The organism is Paenibacillus ottowii (assembly GCF_006874425.1).
GTDB lineage: Bacteria > Bacillota > Bacilli > Paenibacillales > Paenibacillaceae > Paenibacillus > Paenibacillus ottowii.
Map to the genome: position 1 here is coordinate 455,124 of NZ_VIJZ01000001.1, position 25,401 is coordinate 480,524.

Here is a 25,401-nt window from a genome sequence, read left to right on the forward strand (position 1 = left end):
GTGTAGAGGTTAAATCTTGAATCGCTTAACAAGCCCTTGCAGATCCTGAGCCATTTTGGACAACTCCTGTGAGGAAGATGCGATCTCCTCCATGGCTGCCATTTGCTCCTGAGCGGCAGCGGAGGTTGTCTGCGAACTGTCCGCCGAATTGCGGGATAGGCTTGCCAAATGGGTAACAGTGGCAGAAACCTCCTCTGTGCTGGCTGAGATTTGTTCAGCAGCAGCGGATACGCTTTGAATTTGTTCCACGATATGAGAAGTAGAGCGTTCAATATTCGCGAATGCACCTTCTGCGTCCTGACTAATTCGCAATCCCTCACCTACCTGATTACGAACATTACCGTTCATCGTGGCGGTAGAGCGTTGAATCAAGTCGAGCATCTGCGTAATAATCTGACTGATCGAATCGGCGCTTTCCTTGGACTGTTCCGACAGCTTGCGTACCTCTATAGCGACTACTGCAAATCCACGCCCAGCTTCGCCAGCTCTAGAGGCTTCAATAGATGCGTTTAGGGACAACAAATTAGTTTGCTTAGCAATGGCGGCTATAGCCGAATTCATTTGCTTGGCATCGTCCGAGAGCTGGGATAGCTCATCCATCAGACTAGCCGTTTGGCTTACCGCCTCCAGAATGCGGTCCATTTGTGTCCGCACATGGCTGATCATTTGACTACCTTGAGCTACGTCTTGCTCGGTTTCTCCAGCTGAATCCACGATAGAGCTTGCCGATTCAGCAATCGTGCTGACACCCTTCGCCATTTCTTCAACGGCATTAGCGGTTTGCTCGGATGCTTCGGCGCTGGTCGCTGCATTTTCTGCGGATTCCATAACCGTTTCCGCTACATGTTGTACGGACTCCGTCGTTTGCTCTGTGCTCTCCTTGATTACCAGGGAAGAGGATGCAAGTCGGGAGGACGTTTGGTTGACCTCGGAGACCATCATATGTAAGGAATGTGTCATCTGGTCAAAATTCTGTGCCAGCTCGCCGAATTCGTCCTTCCTAGATAGATTTACACGTTCGGTCAGATTGCCGTCACGCACGATCCTTGTTCCTGCTTGTAGCTTCTTGAGTGGGATCAGGAACGAGCGAACCATGAGCACAATGATGATCGCAGCAGCCAGTATGGAAATAACAATTACAATCAGGCTTTGCTTCAGAATTGGCTGAGCTGCATCACTGTAATCCTCCAGATCTGACAGTGCGACAATGTCCCAGCCGGTGAGCGGGTCCTTAAGTGTAAAGGCCTGCACGTCCCGCTTCATAAATTGAATTTGCGACACGGAAGGAATATTATTTTCCCCGGTTGCCGCCACTTTGGGAAGTCCCTCCATGGTGTCAGCCGGTTTTTTGCCTGTCTTGTCAAAGGCTGCTCCAGCTCCAGATACAACCTTATGGTCAGAATCAACAATGATGAGTCCTCCGCGTTCGCCTATCTTAACAGACTGCAGACTGTCCCCCATCTTGTCCAGATTCAAAGCCAATGCAACAGCCCCTTCACCGTTCTTCAGCGTTGCCGATACATTAACTACTAAGTTCCCTGTCGTAACGCTGGCAACTGGAACACCGACAAATATGTTGCCCTTATGTAGCATCGCGTTTTTGTACCATTTTCTCTCCCTAGGATCATAATCAGCCTCCTTTTTTAGCGGAGAACGGATATATTCTCCTTTCGCATTGCCGAGGAGCGCGGCATCTAACTCAGGATGAGCTTTGACGATGTCATCCAATTTTTTCTGAAGGGCTTCTTGATCGGAACCAATGGAATCAGCTTGGATTTCACTGGTAAGGACGTCCACGTCCTTCATGATCGGGGATACATACTGATTAACATTGCTTTGGATCAGATACAGATTCGTGTATACGGAATTAGCCATTTGCTGACTGAGCTGTGTCGTAGCCCCCTGATAAGAAAAGTATCCAATAAGTAAGCTCGGAATCAATAACACAGCCAAAAAAGAAATGATTAATTTTGTCCTCATTAAATAAAACTGCTTGAGAAACCTGTTCCACCACGGAACTGTTTGTTTTTCTTTAGTCATGTTTTTTCTCCTCTGTGTCTGATGGTCACTACATTGTTTTATTCGACAGAAATCGACTAATTTTATAGATGTAATCTTGAAAAGTGAGGAATCAAGGCATGTTTTAGGTACTTTTTTTGAAAAATAGTTCTTAAGGACTAATCGAAATATGAATATAAATACATAAAAAGCCAAATCGGAGATGCAAAAGCATCTTCACGATTTGGCTTGGGTGAGCATGAAAGGGGATCATGCTATTCATTTTTCTGTTGACGAGAAATTATAAAGAGTGTGATCCAGATCAGCATAAAACCAGTCAATTGCGCTACGGTAACGATTTGCTGAAAAGCGATCCAGTTAATCACGACACCAACCATGGGAAAGCTCAATTCTGCCATTGTAGCATAAGAAGCTTTGGTTGTACTTAAGCCTTTGTAGTACAGTAATAAGCTGAGAAGACCCGGAAGCAATGCCTGCAGCAGCAAGTTAATAATTACAGCAGCGCCCGCCCATGTACCTGTGGGCATATTCCACGGAGCATGCTCCACAGAGGTGAGGACAATGAGCAGAGGGAGCGCCACCATGAAGCGGAGAGAGGTTACCGTCTCATATTTCATCGAACGAAGCAAGTAGCTGCCCATAACGGTCGAGCCGCCCCACAGAACTGCTGCACCCAGTGCAAGCAAACTACCAACGTGAACAAAATCATGAACATGCCCAAAGGGAAGCGACCAACCGAAGGTCAGAAGATAGGTCCCGAACAGAGCGATGACAATTAATAGTCCAAAATGACGCGGCAACATTTCCTTCAATATCACGCGGGCCAGAATAATAGCGACCAATGGCTGAAGCTTCTGGAGCAAAAGAACTGCATTCAGATCACCGTTGCTGAGTGCCATGGTGAAAATCACACTGGCTAGTGCCGAGCCGCCCCACGAGACAAACAAAATAGCGATAACTTGACGAAAGCGGATCGTTTTGAGCTCCTCGCGATGCTTCCACAGCATCGGTGTCAGAGCGATAAAGAGCAGTACATGCTCCATCAGTACGATTTGTGCTGAAGTGAATGATTTTAGCAAAATAATACGAAACAGCGGATCTGCGCCCCACAAGGCCGCTCCAATGGCGACTAGCCAAAAACCGCTTTTCATGTGGGAGCTACGATCAAAACTTTTGGATGATAGTACAGTTGATGATTGACTCATTCTTAATTAGCTCCTTGCGAATACAGGACCGGTGGCACAAAAACCCCCGTCCATGGCGAAGGCCATGCAAGACGGGGGTTGATCAAATAAACTTGCCGCTTTATGCAAGTTAAATGAAGCCACTGCACAACCATAATGCAGTATTCATCGACTTTGCGGCATGTTCCTACTTCGATCTTCTTCCATCCGGACTTTACCGTCGGCTTTGGCATCTCACCAAATCAGTCCGTATCCTGTTGCCAGATACAGAGTCGCGGGCTTAGCTCCATGAGCCATACCGCCGGTTGGGAATCTCACCCTACCCCGAAGATCCTTATTCCGTTTTTTAATTTCTCCTATAGGATATACCTGTTTTAGAATGAAGTCCAGTGAAAAATGTGTGTATATTATTACTAGGCAATATCCTTATACTCAATGCGCCGAATGGCTGCATAAGCCACAAGCATGCCCAGCACAGAAAAACTGATTTGCACGGGAGCAATGGAGCTAAGGGTAGCACCGTGATTATTGGAGAAAAGCAATGCTACAATCAGAATCGAGGTCACAATGGTCGTGGGTACAGAGTATCTTCGCATTCCCATATACAGCGGAACTAGTCCCATAAAGCTGGCGGCAACGGCATTGATTAGCGTGCGCGCTGATTGGTCGGCTAGTATGGAAAAAGTAAGCTTATCCGGTACAATTATGACAAACTGGTTAAGCAAATGAATCGCAGCCGTAATGATGATTTCCGATATTACAATAGACAAGAACGTAAACAGCAGCACAATCAAGAGCTTGGCGATCATTAGCTTTTGGCGATGAATCGGATACATGAACAAGATTGTAATCGATTTGGATTTAAATTCTCCTACGATAAAACGGCATAGCAGGACGGAGGCAAATACAATAAACGTGGCCCTTACCATATTGTCCATGAGATCGAGAAGCTGAGCGTACTGTGTAAATTCGGGTACTCCTTCAATGTGGCTGTCCAGCGCAATAGTACTAAGCAACCCTAGAATGCAGGCGTTGGCGATCAGCGCTGAACGGATGTAACCCGCTAGATGAAACTTTTTCATCTCCAACTGTATCAATTTAAGCATGGTGATCCCCTCCATGTAACAGACGTAAAAAGTAGTCTTCCAGCGTACTGTTTTTCTGATGAATGGAATCGACCTCTACATCATTTAAAATGAGCGTTTTCGTAATTTGCTTCTGTGGTACACTAGTATCGTAAATACGTATACTCTGTTCATTAAGCACCTTTATATTATTTAGACTCAGGTGATGGGAAAGGATGTAGGCTGCCTTTTTACAATCGTTGGTCGTAAATTCGATATATTCCGTATTGGCATCCCGTACCTGTTCCATCGAAACTTCCTCGATCAGCCGTCCGTGATTAATTACCCCTATCGTATCCGCAATCTGCTCAATTTCCGCTAAAATATGACTGGACACAAGCAGCGTCATCCCATATTCTTTGCATAGCATATGGAATAACTGCCGAATTTCCTTGATTCCTACCGGGTCTAGACCATTAATCGGTTCATCCAAAATGAGTAGCTCCGGCTTGGTCGCAATGGCTCGGGCAATCCCGAGACGCTGCTTCATTCCTAGTGAAAAGTCTTTTACCGGCTTGTCACCTGCATTCCGCAAGTTCACTAATTCCAGTGCATCCCGGACAGCCTGCTTATTATAATAGCCCATGTATTCACAATGAAGCTCGAGATTTTGCTGAGCCGTCAGCCTGTCATAAAAAATAGGATATTCAATAATCGAACCCATTCGTCCGAGCAGATGATAAGACTGTGGCGTTAGCTTTTCACCGAACAATTCAATCTCCCCCGAGGTCGGCTTGAGCAGATTAGTAATCATTTTCATCATGGTTGTCTTGCCCGCTCCATTGGGACCGAGAAAGCCATAGGTTTCCCCCTTGCGCACATTCATATTGACCCCTGCTATAATTTCATTGCCCTTCATGGCTTTGGTCAGCTGATGTGTACGTACTATGTAAGTCATGGGTGTTCTCCCTTCGTATGCTGTTGATATTTCAAGAATAAAGGGCGAAATGTTCATTTTTCTTTCGTAATTCTTACAAATTTATTAAGTTGAGCAATTTGCTTAATAGTTGATCTTCTTCAAGGTAAAGGAGAAGACGGTCTGCTCATAGGGTTTGCTGGTTAATTGCATCTCTCCGCTCATGCATTCAACCAGGCGCTTGGCAATCGTAAGCCCTAGTCCACTGCCCTGAATCGTCTTATTACGCGAATCCTCAAGTGTGTACATACGTTCAAAAACCTTATCCTGCTCCGGCTCCTGTATGCCTTTTCCGCGATCCCACACCTCTATACGCACCGTATCCTGCTGTTCTAACAGCCTCAGGCCTAGCGTTCGACCTTCTGCACCGTAGCGAATGGCATTCGAAATGAGATTGCTCAGCACCCGCCCAATGGCTCCTTCGTTCCCCAAGGCATGTATGGGATGCTCCGGGATATCAATATGTACTGTAAACCCCTGAGCCGTCAGCAGATCATAAAACTCCAAAATGCTGCGTCTGCACAGTTCTCCTATTTCTAGTCGAGTCAGTGGAATGTCAGTATCGTTAGCTTCCAGCTTCGCCAAGTTAAAAAAGCTTCCGATCAACTCAATCGCTTCACTGGTCTTTTGATGAATTCTGGATAGCAGCTTCATACGTTCTTCCGGCAGCATATCCGGATCGCCATCCAGCATCTCGGCATATCCAAGCACAACGGTAAGCGGGGTCTTAAGATCGTGGGAAATATTCGAAATCATTTTTCGCATAGCGATTTGGCTCCGGTTGTAATCGGCTGATACCCTCAAATTTAAATCTAGTAACCGGTTGATTTCCGTCATAAGTCGCTGCAATTCAACGTCACTTGTAACATATAGCAGCTTTTCCGCATGATTCACGGTCACGATCCGCTCTAGTAGGGTTCGAACATTCTTGATTTTGCGCTTATAGGCGACGCGTTCTCGCCACAGCCATAGGATAACGCCAGACATCATAAGGACGACAATCCATTCGAAAATGTTTTCGATGTTCATATCAACCGTTCTCCCATTTGTAACCGATGCCCCACAGTGTCTTAATGTGGACAGGGTGAGAGGGATCTTCTTCAATTTTCTCACGCAGACGACGAATATGGACGTTAATCACGTTCTCATCCCCCATATAATCGTCTTTCCAAATAAATCCGTATAGTTGAGCTTTCGTAAATACCCGGTTCGGATTGGATGCAAACAGCTTCAGGATATCGGATTCTTTGGCTGTTAGCTGAATTTCATTTTCATCGCGTGTGACTGTAAAATGATCAAAATCAATGCGTAAATCTCCATAGGTCAACACTTGTGCTTGCGGCTGTTCCTCCTGCTGTTGCAGACGAGCATAGGTAGTCGATCTGCGGATTGCGGATTGAATACGTGCCGTCATCTCAAGCATCGAAAAAGGTTTGGCAACATAATCATCTGCCCCGAAGCCTAGTCCAAGCGCTTTATCCACATCGCTATCCTTAGCCGACATAATCAGAATTGGCACGGCGCTGCGGGTACGAATTTGCCGGATTACCTCCATACCGTCAACCTTCGGCATCATCAAATCCACGAGGATCAGGTCGTAAGTATGACGTTCAAAGGCAATAAGCCCTTCTTCCCCGTCATAGGCGGTGGTTAAATTGTAGCCCTCCTTGGTGAGTGCTTTTAGCAGCATTTCAGCAATAGATAGGTCGTCTTCAATAAGTAAAATATGCTGTGGCATAGGTGTGGAACACCCCTAATTTTTAGATTAGCTCGTATGACGAACTGTATCTGAATTATATAGAGCAGTGGAGCGGATTTCCATAACATTTTGTCCCAGAATAATTAAAACTCCCCCGGCTTGCTCAGAGAGCTACGTCACTAACAATTGCACCATCGCGTTCAGAAGAAAGACTTAATTCAATCATAATATGGAATAGATTTCGCAAATCAGCGAGTTTATAAAAATACAGGTTTTTATGAATCTAAAAGTAAAATCGTGAAATATTTCACAATAAAAATGTTGGCATTTGCACGAGACGGAAAGCATGGACCATGTATGATGCACTTGTAAACATCAAAAATCAAAAAGGAGGTACGACAAATGGAGCATCCATTGCATGTTGCTTCGGAGATTGGGGAATTACAAACGGTGTTATTGAAACGTCCGGGACAAGAATTGGAAAACTTAACGCCGGATTATTTACAGCCGTTATTATTTGACGATATTCCCTATTTGCCGGTGATTCAAAAAGAACATGATTATTTTGCCCAAACTTTACGCAATCGAGGAATTGAAGTTCTTTATTTGGAACAACTTGCGGCAGAGGCATTAGTGGATGAAAAACTGAGAGAAGAATTTGTTGACCAAATGTTAGAAGAAGGAAGGGCAGAGGGAAATGTTTCACATCGAATTTTAAAAGAATATTTACTTTCCTTCTCCAATGAAGATTTAATTCAAAAAATAATGAGTGGTGTCCGAAAGAATGAAATTGAAACGAGTAAGAAAGTGCAATTCCATGAATTTATGCAAGATCATTCTCCATTTCATCTAGTTCCATTGCCAAATTTATATTTTACCCGCGATCCTGCAGCAGTGATTGGAGATGGATTAACGATTAATAAAATGAGAGAAACGGCACGAAGACGTGAATCATTGTTTATAGAGTATGTCATTAAACACCATCCGATATTTACTAGTCATCATGTGCCGATTTGGCTGGACCGCAATTATGAGTTTCCAATCGAAGGCGGAGATGAGCTCATTTTAAATGAAGAAACCATTGCTATTGGTGTATCAGCACGTACCTCAGCTAAAGCCATTGAACGTTTAGCCCTAAATCTATTTGGCCGTCAAAAACAATTCAAGAGAATACTAGCCATTGAAATTCCAAAGTGCCGGGCATTTATGCATTTAGATACCGTATTTACGATGGTTGATTATGATAAATTTACAATTCATCCAGCGATCCAGGGACCACAAGGAAATATGAATATTTATGTTTTAGAGAAAGGTCCAGATGAGGAGACACTAAAAATTACCCATCATACCTCTTTAATGGAATCTCTAAAAGAGGTTTTGGGCTTAAAGGATTTGGTTCTTATTCCTTGCGGAGGGGGAGATGTAATAGCCTCTGCTCGTGAACAATGGAATGACGGGTCCAATACATTAGCCATTGCCCCGGGAGTAGTTGTTACGTATGACCGTAACTATGTATCCAATGCTTTATTGCGTGAACACGGTATTGAGGTAATCGAAATATTGAGCTCGGAATTATCCCGTGGCCGCGGGGGACCACGATGCATGAGTATGCCCATCGTTCGAAAAGATATTTAAATCATAGAGAAAGTAGGGATAAATATGGGAGAAACGATTTCAAGCTTACAAGGAAAAAGTTTTCTTGCGGAGATCGACTTTACAGCAGAGGAATTGTTGTATTTTCTCGATTTAGCAGCAGATTTAAAAGCGAAAAAGAAAAATGGCATTCCCCATCGTTATTTGGAAGGAAAAAATATAGCTCTTTTATTTGAAAAAACTTCTACTCGTACACGGTGTGCATTTACAGTAGCTTGTACAGATTTAGGCGCGCATCCTGAATATTTAGGTAAAGGGGATATTCAGCTCGGTAAAAAAGAATCCGTAGAAGATACGGCAAAAGTGTTGGGCCGCATGTTTGACGGAATTGAGTTCCGCGGCTTTGCTCATAAAACAGTGAGATCTTTAGCTGAGAATTCGGGTGTACCAGTGTGGAATGGTCTAACGGATATGTGGCATCCAACCCAAACGCTCGCGGATTTATTGACCATCCGAGAACATATAGGGCATTTGCGAAATGTAAAGCTCGTTTATGTTGGCGATGGCCGAAACAATATTGCGAACAGTTTATTAGTTGGTGGTTCAATCGTTGGAATGGAGGTTCGGATTTGTGCGCCAAAATCATTATGGCCTGCACAGGAAGTCATTTATTTGGCGCAAAAGTTTAGTGACCGGGTCATGGTAACCAGCAGTATTGATGAGGCTGTTGCAGGTACAGATGTAATCTACACAGATGTCTGGGTATCTATGGGGGAAGAAGATAAATTTGCGGAACGTATTGAGCTGCTTTCACCTTACCAGGTAAATATGCAAATGATTAAAAAAACAGGGAATGATGATGTTATTTTTTTACATTGTTTGCCTGCATTCCATGATCTCGAAACCATGTATGGAAAAGAAATTTATGAAAAACATGGATTGAGAGAAATGGAAGTAACCGATGAGGTATTCCGCAGCAAGCATTCAAAAGTATTCGAGCAAGCTGAAAATAGATTGCATACCATTAAAGCGGTTTTAGCAGCTACTTTAGGAAATATGGAGTAAAGAGGGAGTTTACTATGCCTTCTTAATCTCTCTTCCCTATCACTATCCAAAAGAGAGAGGCGAGAGTAGTGGGTGAAGAAAAGAAACTAGGACTATTTACTTTAACAGCCCTTGTTGTCGGTTCGATGATCGGTGGTGGAGCATTTAACTTGGCCAGTGATATGGCCAAAGGAGCCGGGCCGGGAGCTATTATTATCGGGTGGATGATCACAGGAATCGGAATGATTGCACTTGGATTATCTTTTCAGAATTTAACTCGAAAAAGACCGGATTTGGAAGGCGGTATTTTTAGTTACGCAAAAGCTGGATTCGGTAATTTTATGGGCTTTAATAGTGCGTGGGGATACTGGGTAGCCGCATGGCTCGGTAATGTAGCTTACGCAACTCTATTATTTAGCTCATTAGGCTATTTTTTTTCAATTTTTGATGGGGGACAAAATATAGCGTCGATTATTGGAGCGAGCATAATGCTCTGGTGTGTTCACTTGCTGATTTTACGAGGCGTACAATCGGCGGCGCTTGTAAACTTAGTAACTACAATCGCGAAATTAGTTCCCGTGTTTGTGTTTATTATTGTGGGGATCTTTGCTTTTCAAATCAATATATTCGTAGACGGATTTTGGGGACAAGGCGGTATATTTGATTGGGGGGCGGTAGGCAGCCAAGTTAAAAGCACCATGCTTGTAACTCTCTGGGTATTTACTGGGGTTGAAGGGGCAGTTGTTCTATCTGGCCGTGCAAAAAATAAAAGTGATGTCGGGAAAGCGACAGTCATTGGATTGATAGGAACACTTATTATTTACGTATTGATTACAGTATTATCTCTCGGGCTTATGCGGCAAGCAGATATCGCTAATTTAAAAAATCCAGCCATGGCCTATTTGTTTGAAAGTGTTGTTGGAAAATGGGGCGCTGCATTTATTAACCTAGGTTTGGTTATTTCCGCCTCAGGCGCTTGGCTAGGCTGGACTTTACTTGCCTCTGAGATTCCATATTTATCTTCTAAAGATGGGCTTTTTCCAAAATGGTTTGCGAAAGAGAATAAAAATAAGGCCCCTGTAAATTCATTATGGATGACGAATGGTTTAATTCAACTTTTTTTATTAACCTTCATTATTTCGGATCAAGCATATCATTTTGCGTTTTCTCTGGCATCCTCCGCTATTTTAATTCCTTATGTGTTTTCAGCGTTTTATCAATTGAAGTATAGCTTGCAGTCAAAAGAAAAAGACCGAACCATCAATACTGTCATTGGTATCGTTGCGAGCATTTATGGAATTTGGTTAGTTTATGCCGCTGGATTGGATTACTTGTTGTTAGCCATGACCTTATATGCTCCAGGCATTCTCATCTATTATAAGCTGCAAAAGCAAGATCACCCCAAGCGAATATTGACCCGGGTGGAACTGATCTTATCTCTTGCTATTGCTGCTTTAGCAGTTTTCACAATCTATGAATTAATGACGGGAAATATAACGATTTAATATATTTGGAAATAAATACAATTGGAGGTCGAAATATGGAACGTAGAAAAATGGTAGTGGCCCTAGGTGGAAATGCTATACAATCCGGTGATGCTACGGTAAAGGCACAACAAGAAGCATTAGAACAAACAGCAGAACAACTTGTGAAAATAATACAAAGTGATGTAGATGTCATCATTGTCCACGGGAATGGTCCGCAAGTAGGAAATATTTTATTACAGCAAAAAGCGGCGGAATCGGAGGAAACCCCCGCCATGCCGTTGGATACTTGTGGTGCGATGAGTCAAGGAATGATTGGCTATTGGATGGGAAATGCGATTGCAAAGGTATTGAGAAAACAGAGCATAACTAAAGATGTGGTAACAATCGTAACAAGAATGGTTGTTGATGAAAACGATGGAGCATTTAATAATCCCACAAAACCAATAGGGCCTTTTTATACAGAGGACGAAGCAAGAAGATTGATGAAGGAAACCAAAGCAGTATTCAAAGAAGATGCGGGAAGAGGATGGAGACGAGTGGTACCGTCACCAGCACCTGTAAGCATTCTTGAATATAAAGTGATTGATTCTTTAGTGAAGGATGGGAATATCGTCATTGCTGTTGGAGGTGGCGGAATACCGGTAATTCAGTCTAAAGAAGGATTAACAGGAACTGAAGCAGTTATTGATAAAGACTTCGCTGCTCAGAAATTAGCCGAATTAGTAAATGCCGATACACTTGTCATTTTAACTGCAGTTGATTATGTGTATGTGAATTTTAACAAGCCTAATCAAAAAAGATTAGAGTCTGTAACTGTGGATGAATTAGAACAATATATAAAGGAACAACATTTTGCAGAGGGAAGTATGCTTCCAAAAATTGAAGCTGCTATTCATTTTGTTAAACCAAATTCAGCACGAAAAGCCATTATTACTTCTTTAGAGAAGGTATATGAAGCATTGGAAGGAAAAGCAGGTACGCTTATTTCCAAAGAAGAGGGGCCTGTTCATAAATAAATAACTTTTAAAAATCCGGATTTTTAAACCCATTGGTCGAGTTTGGGATGACTTTTGCTCCCGAATTCGGCCTGCTTGTTTCGTTGATCCTTTATAGCTTAAAGATAACAGAGGTGGATTTATGAATAAACGGAATGTGATCGAAAATTTAAAAGAGTTTGATTTATTTGCTGAATTGTCAGAAAAAAAACTACAAAGCTTAACAGAGTTTGTCTATTGGCGAACTTATAAGAAGGGCCAATTTTTATTCCTTGAAGGGGATTCAAGGGAACGAATTTACCTTTTGTTAGATGGCTTTGTAAAAGTAGAGCGGGTAAATCAAAGTGGGAACTTGCTATATGAGGACTATGTAAAACGATACTCAATTTTTCCTTATGGCGGCATGTTTACAGATAAAAGATACAATTACTCAGCAGAAGCACTGACAGATGTAGATGTATATTATATTCCTACAGCGATTTTTGAAGATATGTTAAAGGCTAATCAAAAACAATTAATATTTGTTGTTCAGCAGTTTTCTTTAATTTTAAAACTCCATGAACATCGTATACAACATATTACAATCCCGAATGCGCAAGATCGGGTAATACAGTCAATTAATTATTTAAGGCAGGATTTAGGGGAACAAAATGGGGAAGAGATTGTGATTTCGTGTCCACTGACCACAATCGAAATTTCTAAAATATCCGGAACGTCTCGGGAAACGGTTAGCGGTGTGTTAAACCAGTTAAAGAAAGATCACATTATTACAGTTTCAGGTAAAAAAATTATAATCCATGACCCCACCTATTTTGAGGAAATCTCTATATGAACAAAAAGATGAACGTCTTCAAAAAGAAGGCGTTCATCATTTTTTTTGGTTATGACAACGAATAAAATCATTGGAGCAGTCATGGACACTCCTAACACAACATGTAATATATTTAATATTCATATTCTGCTCCCTATATTATTCTGAAAGAGTTTACAGGCGGCTTTTAGAAATCCGGTGTTATGATATATAAGACATGTCTTATGCAGAGAGTAGGTATGTCGAATCATGAATTACGCATTACGGTATAGGACCGTCAATAAAGGAGAGCAATGATGTTTGTTATACGGGGAACACAAAAACTGCTGAAGGAATGGGAGACTGAACCACTTCACGTTGATATTTATCCGCCTTTGAATAGCTGGCATGCTGGCTTGTTTTTACTGAATCGGAGAAAAAATATTGTGTTCATGCATGATATATCCCGCTTAAGTGTCACGCTGTTTGGGATTAAAAAATCGCAGTACAAGAATCTGCCAGCTCTTTTTGTACAAGCCTTGAAGGAATTAATGATCAGCGAAGGGTTTGATGAACAGATTGTAGAGGCATATACACAGGAAGGCGGGCAGATGCTGGCAACTACGACAAATAGACATAGTGTGATGGTAACCTTAGATGAGATTATATTTATTATGAAGGAACTCGACATGGAGCATGGATGCGAGCTGGAAAAGAACCAGTGGAATAACCGAATTGTGTTCAAAACGGATCAATACAAGTACCCTATTGATGTTTTTAAAGAATTGCTAGAAAAGCATTATCAAGTAGAGAGTAGTTGAGCGTTTACTATGGATAGCAATGCTTGCGATGAAATGAATCATAGCGCAATAAACGGTACACTCTGATAGAATAAAATGATAAAGGATTTACACCATCAGTCGGACTTATAATACAGGGGGTACATAACGAAGGATGAAGAGGATTGTTGATGTTGCCAAAGAAGCAGGAATTGAAGAAGAGCATCTGGAGACGTACGGCAAATACAAAGCGAAGCTGAATCCATCTTTGTGGGAGCAGTTGAAGGATCGCCCGAATGGAAAGCTGGTGCTGGTTACAGCGATGAATCCCACTCCGGCTGGGGAAGGAAAAACACTGACAACCATCGGGCTATCCCAGGCATTAAATGCGATGGGGCATAAAACCGTGGCAGCCCTGCGGGAGCCGTCTCTTGGGCCTTGCTTTGGGATGAAAGGAGGAGCAACCGGGGGAGGAAAGGCCCAGATTGTTCCGGCGGAAGACATTAATCTGCATTTTACAGGTGATATACATGCGATTTCGGCAGCACATAATTTGCTGGCAGCAATGATTGATAACCATTTGTTCCATGGAAATGCTTTGCGGCTGAAGCCAGAACGAATTGTGTGGAAACGGGCTGTCGATATGAATGATCGGAGCCTGCGAAGTATTGTAACCGGATTGGGTGCGGGGAATGGAGCGGTGAGAGAAAGCGGCTTTCTGATTACCTCGGCCTCGGAAGTCATGGCGGTGCTATGCTTAAGTGAAAATATGGACGATCTTAAAGTACGGTTGGGTCGAATGGTGATTGGATATAACGAGGCCGGTGAGGCGGTAACAGCAGAGGAGCTGCACGCAGTGGAAGGTATGGCTGTGCTGCTTCGGGAAGCCTTAAAGCCTAATCTGGTGCAGACGCTGGACGGAACTCCGGTTATTGTGCATGGTGGACCTTTTGCTAACATTGCCCATGGATGCAGCAGTCTGATCGGTACAAAGCTGGCATTGAAGCTGGGAGAGGTGGTCGTCACAGAGGCAGGGTTCGGGGCTGAACTGGGAGCGGAAAAGTTTTTTGACATCAAGTGCCGTCAGTCCGGCTTGCAGCCAGATGCGGCTGTGCTGGTCGTAACTGCCAAAGCGCTGAAATATAACGGCGGGGTAGCTAAACATGAGCTGGACGCAGAAAATCTGGAGCAATTACAACTCGGATTAGCCAATATGAGCCGGCATGTACGGAATTTGCAAAAGTTTGGTGTGCCTGTATTGGTGGCGATTAACCATTTTGTAACAGACAGCGAAGCGGAACTGGATTTGATTTTCTCGGAATGCCGCAAGCTGGGTGTACCCGCAGAGCTTTCACAAGTATGGGCGCAGGGAAGCCAAGGGGGAGAAAAGTTGGCCCAAAGCCTGCTGAACTTACTTCAGAAGGAGAAAGCCCATTTTGCACCGCTATATGATCATACGCTTGATTTGCAAGCGAAAATTAGCGTCATTGCCAAGGAGCTTTACGGTGCGGCAGAGGTAGCTTACGCGCCTGCGGCTAGACGGGCGTTGGCTGGTATGGAGCAGCTTGGTTTTGGACAACTGCCTGTATGTATGGCCAAAACACCCTATTCTTTCTCAGATCAACCTTCCTTGCTAGGTGCACCGGAAGGCTTCACCATTCACGTGTCCAGCGTATCATTGTCCGCAGGCGCAGGTTTTGTAGTCGTGGAAACAGGCAATACCATGACGATGCCAGGACTGCCCAAATCTCCAGCAGCTGAACATATGTCTCTGGAGGCAGATGGGAGTATTCAAGGACTCATGTAGCATTTTACTAGAAAATAGCAGCATTTTGGCATCAATGAACGAGTAGTTTGGGCAGGGCAGTGAGCAGCTTTTGCCGAGTCATGGCATCGCCCCAGTTCCAACGGTCTGCTTCTACGAAATATACCCGGCCTTGACGAACAGCAGGTAGGCTGTGCCAGAGAGGGCTGTTGAGCATGTATTCCAGCGCATGTTTGGAATCTGGCGCTGTAGGGACAAGCATAAAAATACGGTCGCCAGCGTAATCAGGCAATTCGTCCGGGTCAATTTCTGCGAAGCCTAGTCCTGCGTCAAGCATCTTTTGGATTGACTCGACAGGCTGGAAGCCGTGCGGATGGTAGAGGGCCGATGAGAATCCGGACATGCCCATGACAAAAAGCCGATCCACATGATCGAAGATAAAGACAGAGGCGGTTTCTCCGGCTGTAATATGCGTACTAAGCTGCTGCCACATCGCTAGATTACGAGCGGCGAAGGCAGCTAACCAGCGTTCGGCTTCGCGTTCCTTATCGAGCCAGGCGCCAAGTGTACGCAGCCGTTCCTCCAGGGCGGCAAAGGAGTTGAAGGTGACGGTGGGCGCGATGCTTGCAATGCGCTCATATTCCTATTCATCTGAGTTGGCGATGATAATCGGATCAGGATTGAGAGCGCTGGTCACGCCGGTATCCAGCGGAAGTCCCACGTCAGTTACGTTCCCAAGCCGATGCTTATAGCCGCTGTATTCACTGAGCCGCAGACTTCCTCCAATGGGTGTGGCTCCTAACGCGAGCAGATCGCCCATCGTTTCACCATGATAGATGATGCGGCTCGCTTGGCGCGGGATATGAATTTGGTGGCCTGTCCAATCCTTAACGCACACAGAACCGGGAGCGGATAGCGCATATTGGCCAGGGGGAACCCCGGTCATTTGTCTAAAACGCCGATTAAAATAATATTCGTCAGAGAAACCCACCTGACGGGCAATTTCACGCAAAGGCCGTTTGCATTCCAGCAGCAGCCGCTTGGCATGGTTCAAGCGCAGCTCAGTGAGGTAATGCAGCGGCTTTTTGCCTGTTATTTTGCGAAACAACTGGAAGTATTGCCATATGGAAACGTTCGCCTGTTCGGCAAGCTGCTTGACGGTAAGGGGCTTTTCGTAGTGTTTTTCCATATATGTAAGGGTGTTTTCCACCGATGCGGGTAATGCCGAATTAGCGCCATCGTTATACTCGACATGGGCGTGTGCTTCCTGCCATAGCAAAAGAAGCTTTTGAAACATGATTTGCTGACGTAATGCAGAAGTTTGATGATGCGGCTGGCTCGTTGGTTGGGCGCTATAAAATAACTCTTCGGCCAACTGAACAGGCTTGGAGGAAGAGGAGACAATGTATTCACGTGGTTCTGGCAGGACAGAGCTAAGATATAGGGAGGCCATGCCCGTTACGTTTTCAGCCAATGTCATGTCTGATAGTGTCTCTAATGGCATAGCGATCACCTGAAATGTGATTTTGTAGTATTCAGGTACAGTTCCAACCAAGGGGGCGATGCGATAGGATTCCCCGGGAGTTAACCAGTACCCATGACCTGGGTGGAAGACATACTGCTCTGGTCCAATATTCACCGTACCTGTTCCACCGATGAACATGAGCAGACAGTGATCTGAATGTGGACGAAATTGTAGTCTATCGTTAAGCTCACTAGCCAGCACAATTTGCTTAAAATGAAAAAGCAGCGAGCTGGAAGGGGGTGAATATTCAGACGACGGGGACGGGTTCACGGTGTAATGCTCCTTTTATTGAGAATGGTTATCATATATGCATAAGTATACCTCCTTTAAGTTCAACAAAAAAGAAGCCTATCAACAAATGTCGATAAGCTTCTTCGAACTTATTTTATGAGCTTGGGCAGTTCCTCCAATAGCCATTCTCGGGTAGAAGCATCACTTTCGGTTTTACCAATGTCCTGCATGTACACATGTCCCTGTTGGACGGCAGGCAGCTGGAGCCACAGCTTGCTTTTCATTAACTGTTCGGTAGATTGGCGGGCTTCTGAGCTTGGAATGTTCAGTATGAAAATCCGATCTTCCGCGTATTGTCCAATCACCTCCTGCGATATTTGCACGAATCCTTTGTTCTCGTCCAGCGCTTGCTGAATAAGAGGAGTAGGTTTGAGACCATTTTTTTCATACAGTATTTGTGACAGGCCTGTCCGCGCCATGACGAACAAACGATCACCTGGATAGTAGGTAAAGACCGAAGCTGTTTCACCCGATTTCACACCTTTCGCATGAAGTTTGCTCCACATCTCTGCTTCCTTGATTTTATATTGGGCTAGCCAGTCTTCAGCAGTTTCTTTCTTGTTCAAAATGTCTCCGAGATGTATCAAACGCTTATTTAATGGCGCAAAGGTATCGAACATAGTGGTAGGTGCGATTTTTGTTAACGCTGCATATTGTTTTTCGTCCGTATCGGCAGTAATGATTAGGTCTGGTTGTAGAGCCAATGTTTTTTCTAAATCAATGGGAAATCCTAGGTCCGATACATTCTGAACTTTTTTTCATATATCTTTCCCTCGATCATAGAAGTCGATGTACCAACAGCCTGTACGCCTAAAACCAATAGATCCCCATAGTTTTCTCCGAAGTAAGCAATGCGCCCAGGAGTCGTGGGAATGTCTACTGTATGTCCCTTATAGTCTATGTAGGCGCGAGTTGTGGCTGCTTCCGATGTTTTTGTTGATGCTGCTGTGTTGCTGTTTGCAGTCTGATGGTTGTCTGATGCGCCGCACCCCAGCAGCAATGCCCCCATAAGAGAGAATAGATAGATCAGAGAAGTGTATTGTCGAGTAGTTTTTTTGTTAATCGTAGAATTCTTGTTGATCATAGCAACCTCCGTATAATAGAATGATTCATAATATTGCAAATGAGAATTATTATCACAAAGGTAATAATAAGCGCTGATCCCTCAATGCTTAATGGACAAACTTGGTCCATGGATCCGATTTTGTACAAAATGAGCCTTAAGTGGTTTTCGTCCATACGTTCTTTAACATGTTATTGATTTGTCATTTTTTATGGTATAGAGTATCAGTTTTATACATTTGAAAGGGGTTTTGAAATGGCATTGTTTATTACATATGTTTTACTAGGTTTCTCTATAGCGTTACCTATAGGTACCATTACGGTTGAAATGACGAAGCAAGGGCTAAAGAATGGATTTATGCATGGATGGATTGTGGGTCTTGGGGGAATGACCGTCGATTTGTTATTAATCATTGGTTTATATTTTGGTCTGGCCTCGGTCCTATCCTTACCTATTGTACAGGTGATCATGTGGCTCATCGGAGCTGTATTTTTGTGCTATGTAGGGTACGACAGCATCAAAAATGCGGATCATGATATTGCGCTAGAAGGAGAAAAAAAGACGAAATCATTATTTTCTTCCTATAAAAATGGGCTGCTTGTCGCTATTTCACCAGGGAATTTAGTGTTCTGGGTGAGTGTTTTTGGGACTGTGCTGGCAAGTTCATTTGATCGGTCAAATACAAGTCAATTCCTGATTGTTGGCTTAGGTATTTTGTTTGGTATTCTTATCCATGATTTAGGCTTGATGACCCTTGTAGCGACAACACGAAAAGCCATGAACCGAACCGCCATCAAATGGGTTACGATCTGTGCTGGTGTGGTTTTGATTGGTTTTTCGGTTTACTTCCTGTATGAATTTATGATCAGTCTCCAAAAGATTTTATAGCCTTGTACAAAGATGCGCTCAAGCTTGTCATGCCAGTCTGCATAAATCGAACAAGTCCTTCATAGACATGTACTAATTCATTTAAAACATGTGCTGAAGGGGTTGATGACATGCGCCGGATTTCATGGATGCTTGCCATGGTCATGTGTGTAACGTTGCTGCTGGCCGGGTGCGGCAAGAAGAGCGCAGACGATGTGGTTAAAGATTTGAGTGACGTGGTGAGCGACCTGAACAGCTACCATGGTACAGCTGTGATGACGCTGCATACCGGCGACACGCCGCAGGAATACAAGGTGGATATATCCTATCGCAAGCCGTCCTATTACCGCATTGCCATGACGAACGAGAAAAAGGACGTTACGCAAATTGTGCTTCGTAATGATGAGGGTGTTTTTGTGCTGACACCCAGCCTGAACAAGAGTTTCCGATTCAAAAGCGACTGGCCAAACAATCAAGGTCAGGTATATTTATATGAAACGCTGGTTCGCAGCATTATCGGTGATGCCTCTCGTCAGCTGGCTACCGATGATAAGTCCTATGTGTTTGATGTGGCGGCGAACTACAACAGCCATGCGCTGGTCAGACAAAAGATATGGCTGTCCAAAAACAACTATGCCCCTACTCAGGTACAGGTATCTGATGCAAATGCCAAGGTGGTTGTCGATCTGAAATTTGATCAGTTCGCTTTTGATACGAAGTTTGACAAGGATTCCTTTGATATGGAACGGAATATGGCTTCAGGAAAAACGAGTGCAGGTAGCGAGGGAGCGCCATCTTCAGGGGCAGTGGATTCCAGCGGTCCGCTTGATGCCTCTGGTGCGTTAGAAGGAGCGACTGGCGTGACATCCAGTGAAGCCAGACAAGAGCAGGGAACCGCAGGGGGCGATGTCCAGCAGCCTTCTGGTGAAGCGAAGAGTGACGGTACAGCCACAGGCGATACGTCCAAGCCGGAAGCAGCAACTAATGGAGAGGCGCAGCAGCCAGCACCAGGCTCAGTGGACGCTGCAACCGGAACGTCAGCGGGAACGGATGCCGCAGAAGCTGTGATGGGTGAATTTGGCTTGATCGAACCGTCCTATACGCCAGCCGGAGTACAGATCAAGGATACCCCTGAGCTGGAGGATAATGGCACACATGCGGTGATGCTGCGTTATAGCGGAACGTATAACTATACCATTGTGGAGGCGCGTCCCAAAGATCGGGCGGTCGCACTTTCCGCAGGTGAACTGGTTGATATTGGAGGAAGCTTTGCTGTTTTGACAGGAAGCGAGCAGCAGACGATGACCTGGATGAATGATGGTATAGAGTTCAGAATCACCAGTGCTGACCTGCCTGTGAGCGAAATGATACAAATTGCCGCTTCTATACAGGATCAATCGGGTAAATAAAATTTTATAGACGGATGCAGACGGTCTAGAGTGTACAATGCTCTGCTGCCGCCCGTATCCGTCTTTTGTTCATTCGCAGTCTAAGATGTGCATCGCTTGTATATCCTGTTCTATTGTAGATATGGTAGAGGAGGCTGGCAAAGCCCCCCTGCCATTGACAGCCACGTCTCTGAACATTACCATTAACCTTTGGAAGCAAGGATTTTGCTACAACTGAATGGTAAAGGTTACGTTACAGGCTAACAATTGAAGAAGGTGACTGGATTTTGCAAGCACAATACAGATCGACCCGGGCCGAAATCAACCTGGATCACCTTGGCGCCAACTATGAAGCCTTTCGCAAGGTATTGCCTGCGGATAAGCTGATGCTGGTCTGTGTCAAGGCTAATGCCTACGGACATGGTGCCGTAGAAATTTCAAAGGAAATGGAACGCCTTGGTGCGGATTATTTGAGCGTCGCTTTTCTGGATGAGGCTCTGGAGCTTCGTCATGCGGGGATTGAACTGCCGATCCTTGTACTCGGCTATACTTCGCCTGAAGCTGTCCAAACAGCTTGGGAGCATGATATCTCATTAACTGTGTTTAGTGAGGAAGTGCTGGAGGGTATTCGCAGATTGGACCGTCAAGGAAGCGAACGCAAGCTGAAGGTGCACATCAAAATAGACAGCGGGATGGGAAGGCTCGGTTTGCTGCCTGGAGAAGCGGCTGTCGCTTTTGTTCGGCAGGCTCGCGAATTAGAGCAAGTGGTGCTGGAAGGCATGTACACCCATTTTGCCCGCGCGGATGAAGAAGATAAAGGCTATACACTGCTGCAATATGATCGGTTTCGGGGCGTGGCGGATGCGCTAAGGGAACAAGGTATTACTTTTCCCATTATACATACGGGCAACAGCGCGGCCACCATTGATACCCCTTCCCTTTCCCCCAATATGGTGCGGATTGGCATCAGTATATACGGTCTGTACCCATCTGATGAGGTTAACCGGCAAGTCATTAAACTGTTGCCTGTATTGTCTTTAAAGACAGCAGTGGTTTATACCAAGACGCTTCCTCCCGGCTGGGGAGTTAGTTATGGCACCCGGTATGTAACCTCTAGTGAAGAGCGGATCGGCACACTGCCAATCGGTTATGCGGATGGATACTCCCGCATGCTAAGTGGGAAGGTCGAAGTGTTGATACGCGGTCGTCGCGTCCCTGTACTCGGTACGATCTGCATGGACCAGTGTATGGTATCCTTACAATCTTTCGCAGAGGATGCGGAAGAAATTCAAACCGGCGAAGAGGTTGTTCTCATCGGCCAGCAGTCCGGCGAAATGATTGCGGCGGACGAGCTGGCATCCAAGCTTGGTACGATCCACTACGAGGTGATCTGCATGATCGCAGACAGGGTACCGCGTGTTTACATGCGAAATCATGTTCCTGTCGTTCGGGTGAACTCACTTCTTCCAACCCGCTGGAATTAATTTCATAACGCAAATTACCGGATAAAAGCAGGAGTTTTCGTATAACGTCCCGAAATATGTACAAAGGAAAGAAAAGAGCGCTATAACTGTCAAAAGACGCATTAGGCTCCGCTGACACTTGTATTTCGGGGATCAAACGCCTGTACGAAAACGAACTGCGTAGTTTATAATGGAATGCAGCATAGATGATATACGAATATCATATACATTCTTTTATATTCCGTTTGAATAAATTACCGGGAATAACGTTATAATGGTACAATGGCGACAAGGTTTTGGGGGTGGAAGAGAAGTTGGCCAATTTGCAGAACACCAAAAGAATAATGATCAGTTTGCCAGATCATCTCTTGCAGGAAGTGGACGGGATCGTAGCTATGGAAAATTCCAACCGCAGTGAATTTATCAGGCAGGCAATGAAGCTTTATGTAAGTGAACGTAAAAAACGTTACATTCGTGAAGCTATGCAGCGTGGATACATGGAGATGGCTAAAATTAACTTGACCATGGCATCCGAAGCCTTTCACGCGGAGGAAGATGCAAACAGCACCTTGGGCCGTACAGTTAGCGGGGTGTAATCCATATTGATCGTAAAGCGCGGCGACGTTTTTTTTGCAGACCTTTCACCCGTAGTCGGTTCCGAGCAAGGTGGCGTCAGACCTGTGCTGATCATTCAAAATGATATCGGCAACCGGTTTAGTCCTACTGTGATCGTAGCAGCTATCACTGCACAGATTCAGAAGGCAAAGCTGCCTACACACGTGGAGATCGACGCGGCGACGCATGGCTTTGATCGTGATTCTGTTGTTCTTCTGGAGCAGATCCGGACGATCGACAAGCAAAGGCTTACCGACAAAATCACCCATTTGGATGAAGAAACCATGCGCAAAGTGAGCGATTCACTACAAATCAGTCTCGGTTTGATTGATTTTTAGTATGATGGAACGACGAGTGAAACGGGAAAAGGACAGCGCATTAGCGCTGTCCTTTTGCATGTCCGAAGAAAAATATAGGTAGGGCTTGCTTTTACGCTACCCGCTGGCGCTTTGAATCATTTTTTGTGATAATAAAAGATATGATGTATGACAAGAGCTGTGAGGAAGAAGGGATAGGTTTGTCTAACGAGGAAACAAAGACGGAAATTGGGCAGGAGCCGAACGAAGCAGAACGCCAAGAACGGATTGTCAAACAAGTGGCGAGTGAGCTGTCGCTGGCACTCAAGCAAATCCGGACAACGATAAGTTTATTGGATGAAGGAAATACCATTCCTTTTATCGCACGTTATCGTAAGGAAATGACAGGAGAGCTGGATGAAAATCAGCTGCGTGAAATTGAAGATCGCGTGCTGTATTTGCGTAATCTGGAGGATCGTAAGGTAGAGGTCATCCGCATTATTGATGAACAGGGTAAGCTGACAGAAGAGCTGCAAGCTGCTATCACCTCTGCGGTTAAACTTCAGGAAGTGGAGGACCTGTACCGTCCATATCGGCAAAAGCGCAAGACGCGCGCCAGTGTGGCCAAGGAACGGGGCTTGGAGCCACTGTCCATCTGGATATGGGGACAGCCGAAGCAGGGTGATGCTTTGAAAGAAGCTGAAGCCTATGTAAATGCTGAGCTGGGAGTTGAAACCCCTGAGGCCGCCATCCAGGGTGCCTTGGATATTTTGGCTGAAAATATAGCCGATGATGCGACGATTCGCCAATGGGTACGCCGATATACACTGGATCATGGGATGTTGACCTCTGAAGCAAAGGACAGCGAGCAAGAGTCTGTGTATGAAAACTACTACAGCTATCGTGAGCTGGCTAAAAAAATGCCACCCCACCGTATTCTGGCGATTAATCGCGGGGAGCGGGAAGGTATTCTTAAGGTTGGTCTGGAGGTAGCGCCGGATTCGATTTATAATTATGTGGCGGGTCAAGTGATTAAAGGATCGTCCGTCGTAGAGGACCTGCTACGCAGTGTCATTGAGGATGCATACAAAAGACTCATCGCGCCGTCTATTGAACGTGAAGTGCGCGCTGAAATGACAGAGAAGGGCGAGCAACAAGCCATCTCTATCTTTGCAGGCAATTTGCGCAGCCTGTTGCTTCAGGCTCCGATCAAGGGGCGTCGTGTGCTTGGAGTCGATCCGGCCTATCGGACAGGCTGCAAGCTGGCGGTTGTCGATGACACAGGCAAGCTGCTGGAAGTGGCTGTAACGTATCCGACACCACCAAACAACAAGAAGCGTGAGGCTGCCGAAACGTTCAAGCAGCTGATTGCCAAATATGGTATCGAGTTGATTGTCATTGGTAACGGAACCGCATCGCGTGAGACGGAGCAATTCGTAGCCGAAGTTATCGCGGATATTGGCGACAGCAGTCTCGCATATCTGATCGTTAATGAGGCAGGTGCGAGCGTATACTCTGCCTCCAAGCTGGCACAGGAGGAATTTCCCGATTTGGACGTGGCTGAGCGCAGTGCGGCGTCTATCGCACGTCGTGTGCAGGACCCGTTGGCTGAGTTGGTTAAGATTGAGCCGAAGGCCATTGGTGTAGGTCAATACCAGCACGATGTGTCGCAGAAACATCTGGATGAAAGTTTGAAGGACGTTGTAGAATCGGCTGTTAACCACGTCGGCGTGGATGTGAACACAGCTTCCTCGGCGCTGTTGTCTTACGTGGCAGGGATCAACGCGACAATTGCTAAAAATATCGTTAAGTACCGTGAGGAGAACGGAAAATTCAGCAACCGCCGTCAGTTGCAGAAGGTGCCGCGGCTTGGTGCAAAAACCTACGAGCAATCCATTGGTTTTATCCGTATACCGGGTGGCGAGAATCCTCTGGATCGCACGCCGATCCACCCTGAGTCGTATGCTGTCGTAGACCGCCTGCTGGCGGAACTGGGCATCAGTGCTCATGATCTGGGTTCGAAAGCTGCAACAGAAGCGCTGAATGTGTCCAATATTGAGCAGTTGGCAGCGAAGCTGGAAGTGGGTGTGCCAACATTGCGGGATATTTTGGACAGCCTCCAGCGGCCGGGACGTGACCCGCGCGACGAGCTGCCATTGCCTGTATTCCGCAAGGATGTGTTGAAGATCGAGGATCTGGCACCAGGCATGGAACTTCAGGGAACTGTCCGCAATGTCATAGATTTCGGCGCGTTTGTTGATATCGGTATTAAAAGTGACGGGTTGGTTCATATTTCACAGCTGCGCAGTGGTTTCGTAAAGCATCCGATGGATGTTGTATCTGTCGGTGATAACGTAACAGTGTGGGTGTTGAATGTTGATTTGAAAAAAGGCAGGGTAGGTCTGACCATGAAACCTCCCACAGATGTGCAGTCACAGGCATAGTGGTTTAAATAAAGCTGTATAACCTTTTATGAAGGTATAAAAAAAGCCGGAATC

At 45.1% G+C, this 25,401-nt stretch carries 21 protein-coding genes, 1 pseudogene and 1 riboswitch; of the genes and pseudogenes, 13 read left to right on the forward strand and 9 right to left on the reverse strand.

Annotated features, from left to right (window positions below; genetic code table 11):
- Positions 1-9: 9 nt before the first annotated feature.
- The 6 genes from FKV70_RS02105 to FKV70_RS02130 all read right to left on the reverse strand — a co-directional run bounded on the left by FKV70_RS02105 (position 10) and on the right by FKV70_RS02130 (position 6,981).
- On the reverse strand, positions 10-2,040 hold the full coding sequence (locus tag FKV70_RS02105; protein WP_142611693.1) for a methyl-accepting chemotaxis protein: 2,031 nt from the start codon (positions 2,038-2,040) through the stop codon (positions 10-12).
- A 233-nt stretch (positions 2,041-2,273) separates the two neighbouring features.
- The gene (locus tag FKV70_RS02110) at positions 2,274-3,224 is read right to left on the reverse strand and encodes a DMT family transporter (protein WP_142611694.1); all 951 of its coding nucleotides are present in this window, start codon (positions 3,222-3,224) and stop codon (positions 2,274-2,276) included.
- A 170-nt stretch (positions 3,225-3,394) separates the two neighbouring features.
- Positions 3,395-3,539, reverse strand: a riboswitch (FMN riboswitch).
- A gap of 77 nt (positions 3,540-3,616) precedes the next feature.
- Positions 3,617-4,309 carry an ABC transporter permease gene (locus FKV70_RS02115; protein WP_142611695.1) on the reverse strand — a complete coding sequence of 231 codons (693 nt, stop codon included), beginning with the start codon at positions 4,307-4,309 and terminating at the stop codon, positions 3,617-3,619.
- Entirely contained in the window at positions 4,302-5,225 is a 924-nt protein-coding gene (locus FKV70_RS02120) for an ABC transporter ATP-binding protein (protein WP_142611696.1), read from the reverse strand. Before FKV70_RS02120 ends, FKV70_RS02115 begins: the two co-directional genes overlap by 8 nt.
- Positions 5,226-5,327: 102 nt before the next feature.
- Positions 5,328-6,272: a sensor histidine kinase gene (locus tag FKV70_RS02125; RefSeq protein ID WP_142611697.1), complete on the reverse strand. Its 945-nt coding sequence runs from the start codon at positions 6,270-6,272 to the stop codon at positions 5,328-5,330.
- Between the two features lies 1 nt (position 6,273).
- Positions 6,274-6,981 carry a response regulator transcription factor gene (locus FKV70_RS02130; protein WP_064795409.1) on the reverse strand — a complete coding sequence of 236 codons (708 nt, stop codon included), beginning with the start codon at positions 6,979-6,981 and terminating at the stop codon, positions 6,274-6,276.
- 363 nt (positions 6,982-7,344) lie between these two features.
- Between FKV70_RS02130 and arcA the strand changes: the two genes are divergently transcribed.
- The 7 genes from arcA to FKV70_RS02165 all read left to right on the forward strand — a co-directional run bounded on the left by arcA (position 7,345) and on the right by FKV70_RS02165 (position 15,437).
- Positions 7,345-8,577 (forward strand): arginine deiminase, encoded by a 1,233-nt coding sequence (gene arcA, locus FKV70_RS02135; RefSeq protein WP_142611698.1) that lies wholly within the window; start codon positions 7,345-7,347, stop codon positions 8,575-8,577.
- Between the two features lie 24 nt (positions 8,578-8,601).
- On the forward strand, positions 8,602-9,600 hold the full coding sequence (gene argF / locus FKV70_RS02140; RefSeq protein WP_142611699.1) for an ornithine carbamoyltransferase: 999 nt from the start codon (positions 8,602-8,604) through the stop codon (positions 9,598-9,600).
- 68 nt (positions 9,601-9,668) lie between these two features.
- Complete coding sequence (gene arcD / locus FKV70_RS02145; RefSeq protein ID WP_142611700.1) at positions 9,669-11,084, forward strand: arginine-ornithine antiporter; 1,416 nt, start codon at positions 9,669-9,671, stop codon at positions 11,082-11,084.
- Positions 11,085-11,119: 35 nt separating this feature from the next.
- Complete coding sequence (gene arcC / locus FKV70_RS02150) at positions 11,120-12,082, forward strand: carbamate kinase (protein WP_142611701.1); 963 nt, start codon at positions 11,120-11,122, stop codon at positions 12,080-12,082.
- A 121-nt stretch (positions 12,083-12,203) separates the two neighbouring features.
- Entirely contained in the window at positions 12,204-12,893 is a 690-nt protein-coding gene (locus FKV70_RS02155) for a Crp/Fnr family transcriptional regulator (protein ID WP_063207965.1), read from the forward strand.
- A 275-nt stretch (positions 12,894-13,168) separates the two neighbouring features.
- A complete protein-coding gene (locus FKV70_RS02160) occupies positions 13,169-13,672 on the forward strand; it encodes a DUF6933 domain-containing protein (RefSeq protein WP_142611702.1) in 504 nt (167 codons plus the stop codon).
- A gap of 133 nt (positions 13,673-13,805) precedes the next feature.
- On the forward strand, positions 13,806-15,437 hold the full coding sequence (locus FKV70_RS02165) for a formate--tetrahydrofolate ligase (RefSeq protein ID WP_142611703.1): 1,632 nt from the start codon (positions 13,806-13,808) through the stop codon (positions 15,435-15,437).
- Between the two features lie 31 nt (positions 15,438-15,468).
- Here FKV70_RS02165 and FKV70_RS26335 read toward each other — a convergent pair whose 3' ends face one another.
- The 3 genes and pseudogenes from FKV70_RS26335 to FKV70_RS02175 all read right to left on the reverse strand — a co-directional run bounded on the left by FKV70_RS26335 (position 15,469) and on the right by FKV70_RS02175 (position 18,295).
- Positions 15,469-16,026 (reverse strand): ABC transporter substrate-binding protein, encoded by a 558-nt coding sequence (locus FKV70_RS26335; RefSeq protein ID WP_280115055.1) that lies wholly within the window; start codon positions 16,024-16,026, stop codon positions 15,469-15,471.
- 12 nt (positions 16,027-16,038) lie between these two features.
- Positions 16,039-17,190, reverse strand: a complete 1,152-nt coding sequence (locus tag FKV70_RS02170; protein WP_244310615.1) for an AraC family transcriptional regulator — start codon at positions 17,188-17,190, stop codon at positions 16,039-16,041.
- Between the two features lie 110 nt (positions 17,191-17,300).
- Positions 17,301-18,295, reverse strand: a pseudogene (locus FKV70_RS02175) (ABC transporter substrate-binding protein).
- 234 nt (positions 18,296-18,529) lie between these two features.
- On the opposite strand from FKV70_RS02175, the gene FKV70_RS02180 reads away from it, so the two are divergent.
- From FKV70_RS02180 to FKV70_RS02205, 6 genes are all read left to right on the forward strand, one after another.
- Positions 18,530-19,162 carry a LysE family translocator gene (locus FKV70_RS02180; protein WP_142611704.1) on the forward strand — a complete coding sequence of 211 codons (633 nt, stop codon included), beginning with the start codon at positions 18,530-18,532 and terminating at the stop codon, positions 19,160-19,162.
- 110 nt (positions 19,163-19,272) lie between these two features.
- Positions 19,273-20,550: a DUF4367 domain-containing protein gene (locus FKV70_RS02185; protein WP_142611705.1), complete on the forward strand. Its 1,278-nt coding sequence runs from the start codon at positions 19,273-19,275 to the stop codon at positions 20,548-20,550.
- Between the two features lie 266 nt (positions 20,551-20,816).
- A complete protein-coding gene (gene alr / locus FKV70_RS02190) occupies positions 20,817-22,013 on the forward strand; it encodes an alanine racemase (RefSeq protein WP_063207979.1) in 1,197 nt (398 codons plus the stop codon).
- A 293-nt stretch (positions 22,014-22,306) separates the two neighbouring features.
- Entirely contained in the window at positions 22,307-22,588 is a 282-nt protein-coding gene (locus FKV70_RS02195; protein ID WP_063207982.1) for a CopG family ribbon-helix-helix protein, read from the forward strand.
- Positions 22,589-22,594: 6 nt separating this feature from the next.
- Entirely contained in the window at positions 22,595-22,945 is a 351-nt protein-coding gene (locus FKV70_RS02200) for a type II toxin-antitoxin system PemK/MazF family toxin (RefSeq protein ID WP_007429335.1), read from the forward strand.
- A 179-nt stretch (positions 22,946-23,124) separates the two neighbouring features.
- The gene (locus tag FKV70_RS02205; protein ID WP_208738387.1) at positions 23,125-25,347 is read left to right on the forward strand and encodes a Tex family protein; all 2,223 of its coding nucleotides are present in this window, start codon (positions 23,125-23,127) and stop codon (positions 25,345-25,347) included.
- Positions 25,348-25,401: the final 54 nt, after the last annotated feature.

What these genes read in the sequence shown, in the direction of transcription:
- FKV70_RS02105 (WP_142611693.1), bottom strand. Translation starts at nt 2,040, where the DNA reads ATGACTAAAGAAAAACAAACAGTTCCGTGGTGGAACAGGTTTCTCAAG.
- FKV70_RS02110 (WP_142611694.1), bottom strand. Translation starts at nt 3,224, where the DNA reads ATGAGTCAATCATCAACTGTACTATCATCCAAAAGTTTTGATCGTAGC.
- FKV70_RS02115 (WP_142611695.1), bottom strand. Translation starts at nt 4,309, where the DNA reads ATGCTTAAATTGATACAGTTGGAGATGAAAAAGTTTCATCTAGCGGGT.
- FKV70_RS02120 (WP_142611696.1), bottom strand. Translation starts at nt 5,225, where the DNA reads ATGACTTACATAGTACGTACACATCAGCTGACCAAAGCCATGAAGGGC.
- FKV70_RS02125 (WP_142611697.1), bottom strand. Translation starts at nt 6,272, where the DNA reads ATGAACATCGAAAACATTTTCGAATGGATTGTCGTCCTTATGATGTCT.
- FKV70_RS02130 (WP_064795409.1), bottom strand. Translation starts at nt 6,981, where the DNA reads ATGCCACAGCATATTTTACTTATTGAAGACGACCTATCTATTGCTGAA.
- arcA (WP_142611698.1), top strand. Translation starts at nt 7,345, where the DNA reads ATGGAGCATCCATTGCATGTTGCTTCGGAGATTGGGGAATTACAAACG.
- argF (WP_142611699.1), top strand. Translation starts at nt 8,602, where the DNA reads ATGGGAGAAACGATTTCAAGCTTACAAGGAAAAAGTTTTCTTGCGGAG.
- arcC (WP_142611701.1), top strand. Translation starts at nt 11,120, where the DNA reads ATGGAACGTAGAAAAATGGTAGTGGCCCTAGGTGGAAATGCTATACAA.
- FKV70_RS02155 (WP_063207965.1), top strand. Translation starts at nt 12,204, where the DNA reads ATGAATAAACGGAATGTGATCGAAAATTTAAAAGAGTTTGATTTATTT.
- FKV70_RS02160 (WP_142611702.1), top strand. Translation starts at nt 13,169, where the DNA reads ATGTTTGTTATACGGGGAACACAAAAACTGCTGAAGGAATGGGAGACT.
- FKV70_RS02165 (WP_142611703.1), top strand. Translation starts at nt 13,806, where the DNA reads ATGAAGAGGATTGTTGATGTTGCCAAAGAAGCAGGAATTGAAGAAGAG.
- FKV70_RS02180 (WP_142611704.1), top strand. Translation starts at nt 18,530, where the DNA reads ATGGCATTGTTTATTACATATGTTTTACTAGGTTTCTCTATAGCGTTA.
- FKV70_RS02185 (WP_142611705.1), top strand. Translation starts at nt 19,273, where the DNA reads ATGCGCCGGATTTCATGGATGCTTGCCATGGTCATGTGTGTAACGTTG.